The following is a 5,035-nucleotide window of genomic DNA, read 5'->3' on the forward strand; positions in this document are numbered from 1 at the left end:
CGTCACATAAGGGGCAAAAAAAATGGGCACAAGACTGGCCGGCAAGGTCGCCATCATTTCGGGCGGCGCGACGGGAATGGGTGGAGCAGCCTCGGAGTTGTTCGCCGCCGAAGGCGCCAAGGTGGCGATCATCGACCGCAACGGCGAGGCGGCCGCCGCAACCGCAGCGACAATCAGGGCACGCGGCCATGTCGCCGAGCATTTTGTCGCCGACGTCTCCGACGAGGCACAGGTCGAAGCCGCCGTGAAGGGTGCTATCGAAAAACTCGGGCCCATCACCGTGCTGTTCAACCACGCCGGCACCATCGTGATAAAGCCCTTCCTGGAGACCACGGTGCAGGAATGGGATTGGCTGCATGCCGTCAATGTGCGCTCGATGTTCCTGATGACGCGCGCCGTTTTGCCCGGCATGATTGCGGCGGGCGGCGGCTCGATCGTCTGCACCTCGTCGATCTCGGCGGTGGCGGCTACTCCCAACGAAGTGCTCTACGACACCACCAAGGGCGCTTGCCACATGTTCGCCCGCGCCATCGCCGTCGAGTTCCGCGACCGCAACATCCGCTGCAACGCCGTCTGCCCGGGCTTCATCCGCACGCCGCACGGCCTGCGCGAGGTTGCCGACCTCGGCAGGCTCGGCGTCGATGTCTCGGACGCAGCGCTGGCCGCGCAGCAGGGCCGCATCGGCGAGCCGGAAGAGGTGGCGAGGGCGGCGCTTTACCTGGCCAGCGACGAGTCGAGCTTCGTCAACGGCACGCATCTGTTCGTCGACAACGGTTTTACCGCGATGTGAGGCGACGCCTGGCGCCCTTCCTCTCCCCCGTCGATCGGGTGAGAGGTGTCGAGCGCAGCTCGACGGAGTGGGGGTCGACGGAGTGGGGGCGACCCTTGGGCGCGGTGCAGGAAGATTCTTGCGCCTAGTGGCCTTCCAATGTCCGTCGCGACGGTTGCCGGGTGGTTCCCCCACTCCGTCGCGGCTTCGCAGCGCCACCTCTCCCCCCTCCGGAGGGAGAGGAAATGGCACCAAGCCCTGCTTGCTAACGCTCCTCCCTGCGAAATGGCTTGAGCAGCGCCGACGGCGCCACCGCGTTGCGCGACATCACAGCCATGGCGACGATGGTGAAGATGAACGGCAGCATCAGGAACGCCTCGTAGGGGATGTGTCCGAGCCCGCTCGCCTGCATGCGCAGCTGCAAGGCATCGACGAAGGCGAACAGAAGTGCCGCACCCGCCGAGCGCCATGGATCCCAGCGGCCGAAGACGACCAGCGCGATCGCCACCCAGCCGCGCCCGGAGACGACGCCGAAGGTGAAGGCGTTGAACTGCGCCATCGACAGGAAGGCGCCGGCCAGCCCCATCAGCGCGCCGCCGAGGACAACCGCCTGGAAGCGTGTGGCGATGACGCTGACACCGGCCGAATCCGCGGCACGCGGATTTTCACCGACCATGCGCACCGACAGGCCCCATGGCGTGCGGTAGAGTATGAAAGCGGCCAACGGAATGGCCAGGATCGCCATGTAGACCAGCGCGAACTGGTTGAACACCGCCGGCCCGAGCACCGGAATGTCGGAGAGGAGGGGGATCGGCAGCGTCTGAAAACCATTGATGTTGGGCGGCACAGACTGCTGGCCGAAGATCAGCCGGTAGAGGAAATAGGCAAGGCCCGACGAGAACAGCGTCACGCCGATGCCGCAGACATGCTGGCTGAGGCCGAGCACCACCGTGAACAACGCATGCAGCGCACCCATCAGCATGCCGGTCAGCACCGCCGCCAGCACGCCGAGCCACAGGCTGCCGCTGAGGCTGGCAGCGGTGAAGCCTGTCATCGCCGACAAAAGCATGATGCCTTCGATGCCGAGATTGAGCACGCCGGCCCGTTCCGAGAACATTTCGCCCAGCGTTGCAAAAGCCAGCGGCGTGGCGATACGAATGATCGCGGCCAGAAAACCGACCTGGAAGATCTGTTCGAACACCGCGCTCATCGGGCAACCCCGACGCGGCGGATGCGATAGGCGGTGAACAGCAGCGCCACCAGCATGGCGAGCAGTGCAGTGCCCTGGATGACATCGCTGAGGAAGGCCGGCACGCCGGTCGCCCGCGACATCGCCTCGGCGCCGGTCATCACGGCGGCAAGGAAGATCGCCGCCGGCACGACGCCAAGCGGGTTGAGCCGCGCCAGCATGGCAACGACGATGCCGGAATAGCCGTAGCCCGGCGAGATGTCGCTCATCACCTGGAAATGCACGCCGCCGACCTCGCCGACGCCGGCCAGTCCGGCCAGCGCGCCGGACAGCAGCGCTGTCGAGATCAGCACGCGCTCGACATGGATGCCGCCATATCTGGCCGCTTCCGGGTTTTCGCCGGTGACCCTTATCCTGAAGCCGAGCGTGGTGCGCACGATCAGGAACCAGATCAGCGGTGCCGCCAGCAGCGCCACGATAACGCCGAGATGCAGCCTTGTACCTTCGATCAGCACAGGGAAATTGGCCGAATCCTCTATCGGCGGCGAGATCGGATAGCCGCTGAAGGAGTCCTTCCACGGTCCTTCGATCAGCGCCATCAGCGCGTAGTAGATGACCGAGTTGAGCAGCAGCGAACTGACGACATCGTCGACCTTGAATTTTACCCTGAGGGTCGCCGGCACCAGCGCGACCGCGGCCCCGGCCGCAGCGCCTGCGACCGCCATCAACACCATGGCGAGCGGTCCCGGCATCGGGATGGCGCCGACAAAGCAGCTGGCCACCGCGCCGGCCAGCAATTGACCCTCGGCGCCGATGTTCCAGAATTTTGCCCGGAAGGCGACCGCCACCGCCAGTCCGGTGAAGATCATCGGCGCGGCGCGCACCATCGTTTCGGTGATCGCATAGCTGTCGCCCAGCGAGGCCGTGAACATCACGCCATACGCATCGAGCACGCCGGCGCCGGCCAGCGCGATCAGGCCACTGCACAGGACAAGCGTCGCGCCGATAGCCAGCAGCGGCAAAGCGAGGTTGAACCAGGCCGGCGTAGAGGTGCGGACTTCCAGGCGAAACATCAGCTGTGCCCCTCCGCCCCGGTCATCATCAGGCCGAGCTGTGCGATCGTTGCATCGGCGCTGTCGAGCGTGCCGACAATGCGGCCCTCATACATCACCGCGATGCGATCGCAGAGCACCAGCAGCTCTTCCAGATCCTCGCCGATGACGATGATGCCGCAGCCCTTGGCCCGCATGTCGAGGAACTTTTCGTGGATGAAACGCGCCGCGCCGATATCGAGCCCGCGCGTCGGTTGCGAGACGATCAGAACCTTCGGGTCGAAGGCCAGTTCGCGTGCCAAGAGCGCCTTCTGCAGATTGCCGCCGGACAGCGCTCCCGCGCGGGTCATCGGCCCGGGGCACCTTATATCATAGGCCTTGATCTGCTCTTCCGCGAAGGCGCGGATCGTATCCGGCTTGAGCAGGCCCTTGCTGCTGAACGCGGCGGTGCCGATGCGCGGCAACACCATCGAATCCGCGAGCGGCAGGTTGGTAACCAGCCCCGTCGTCATACGGTCTTCCGGGATGCGGCCAAGACCGAGCGCCTGCACTTCGCGCGGCGAAAAGCGTGAGACTTTCTGGCCGGCGATCGTCATCCGGCCGGCGTCAGGTACGCGCACGCCGGAGATGACCTCCGCCAGCGCGCGCTGGCCATTGCCCGACACGCCGGCAATGCCGAGGATCTCGCCTGCACGCACGGCAAGCGACACGTCGCGCAGCGCCGTACCCGAATGACGCGAGGTGGAAATGCCGTCGAGGGTCAGCACCGCAGCACCGGGCGTCGACTGTCCCCGCGCCGGCGGCACGATCTCATGGCCGCACATCAGTTGCGCCATTGCGGACGATGTCGTGTTGGCGGGATCGTCGACGCGGCCGGCGACGCGCCCATGCCGCAGCACTGTGCAGCGATGCGTCAGTGCCCGCACCTCGTTGAGCTTGTGCGAAATGAAAATGATGCCGAGCCCTTGCGCCGCCATCGACCGCAACGCCGAAAACAGCCCGTCGACCTCGCTCGGCGCCAGCACCGCCGTCGGCTCGTCGAGGATCAAGAGCCTGGCGCCGCGAAACAGTGCCTTGACGATTTCGAGCCGCTGCTGCTCGCCGACCGACAGCGCCGAGACCGGAAGATCGGGATCAAGCGTCAGCCCATGCTGGCGGCCGATCTCGGCCAGCCGCGCCAGCCCGCCGGCGCGGTCGATCCGCCCTGTCTTGCCGGGAATGCCTATCAGCAGGTTCTCCAGCACCGTCAGCCTTGGCGCCAGATGAAAATGCTGGTGCACCATGCCGATGCCGGCGGCTAGCGCATCGGCGGAACTTGTGATCCGCACCGGCCTGCCCTGGATGAGAATCTCGCCGGCGTCGGGCGCATAGGCGCCGAACAGCACGTTCATCAGCGTCGTCTTGCCGGCGCCGTTCTCGCCCAGCAGCCCGAGGATCTCGCCCGGCGCGACGCTAAGGTCGACAGCCTCGTTCGCCTTGACGGCGCCGAAGTGTTTGGTGATGCCGCGCATTTCGATGAGGGGGGCGGACAAGGGGGCTCCTGAACGTACGGGCTTTGCGATTCAGCTTTGATTGAGAGGAATGCGCTGCACCCCCCTCTGGCCTGCCGGCCATCTCCCCCTCAAGGGGGAGATTGGATGTCATATCGGCTTTCGCCAATTTTCTTGAAAGAACAGCGCGTCGCCGAAACTGCTAATCTCCCCCCTTGAGGGGAGATGTCCGGCAGGGCAGAGGGGGGCGCCTAGCGCCAGCCCCTCAAACCAGAACTCAATCCGAAACCGGCGTGTTCTCGTCCACGTCGACGCGGAAATTGCCTTCGAGTATCTCGGCTTTCTTCTTTTCGACCAGCTCCTTCACGTCCGCCGGCAGCGTCTTGTCGAACTTGTGGTAAGGCGCCAGATGCGAGCCGCCCTTGGCCATGCGCGAGAAGTCGCCATAGTCCTGCGCGGTGAAGACGCCGGCCTTGACCAGCTTGATCGCCTGTTCGACCGTCGGATACATGTCCCAGACCGGGCCGGTGATGAC

General features: G+C 65.5%; 4 protein-coding genes and 1 pseudogene. 1 reads left to right on the forward strand and 4 read right to left on the reverse strand.

Going from position 1 to position 5,035, the window contains the following annotated elements:
• Positions 1-22: 22 nt before the first annotated feature.
• A complete protein-coding gene (locus EN969_RS16220; protein ID WP_024504731.1) occupies positions 23-790 on the forward strand; it encodes an SDR family oxidoreductase in 768 nt (255 codons plus the stop codon).
• 244 nt (positions 791-1,034) lie between these two features.
• Here EN969_RS16220 and EN969_RS16225 read toward each other — a convergent pair whose 3' ends face one another.
• The 4 genes and pseudogenes from EN969_RS16225 to EN969_RS16240 all read right to left on the reverse strand — a co-directional run.
• Positions 1,035-1,979, reverse strand: coding sequence for an ABC transporter permease (locus EN969_RS16225; protein WP_063169487.1), 945 nt, complete (start codon positions 1,977-1,979; stop codon positions 1,035-1,037).
• Positions 1,976-3,031, reverse strand: coding sequence for an ABC transporter permease (locus EN969_RS16230; RefSeq protein WP_063169488.1), 1,056 nt, complete (start codon positions 3,029-3,031; stop codon positions 1,976-1,978). The genes EN969_RS16225 and EN969_RS16230 overlap by 4 nt, the downstream gene beginning before the upstream one ends.
• Positions 3,031-4,542 (reverse strand): ABC transporter ATP-binding protein, encoded by a 1,512-nt coding sequence (locus tag EN969_RS16235; RefSeq protein WP_063169489.1) that lies wholly within the window; start codon positions 4,540-4,542, stop codon positions 3,031-3,033. The genes EN969_RS16230 and EN969_RS16235 overlap by 1 nt, the downstream gene beginning before the upstream one ends.
• A 235-nt stretch (positions 4,543-4,777) precedes the next feature.
• Positions 4,778-5,035, reverse strand: a pseudogene (locus EN969_RS16240) (BMP family ABC transporter substrate-binding protein); the annotation flags it as partial.

Source organism: Mesorhizobium sp. M7A.F.Ca.CA.003.01.2.1, from assembly GCF_003998945.1.
GTDB classification, from domain to species: Bacteria; Pseudomonadota; Alphaproteobacteria; order Rhizobiales; family Rhizobiaceae; genus Mesorhizobium; species Mesorhizobium ciceri.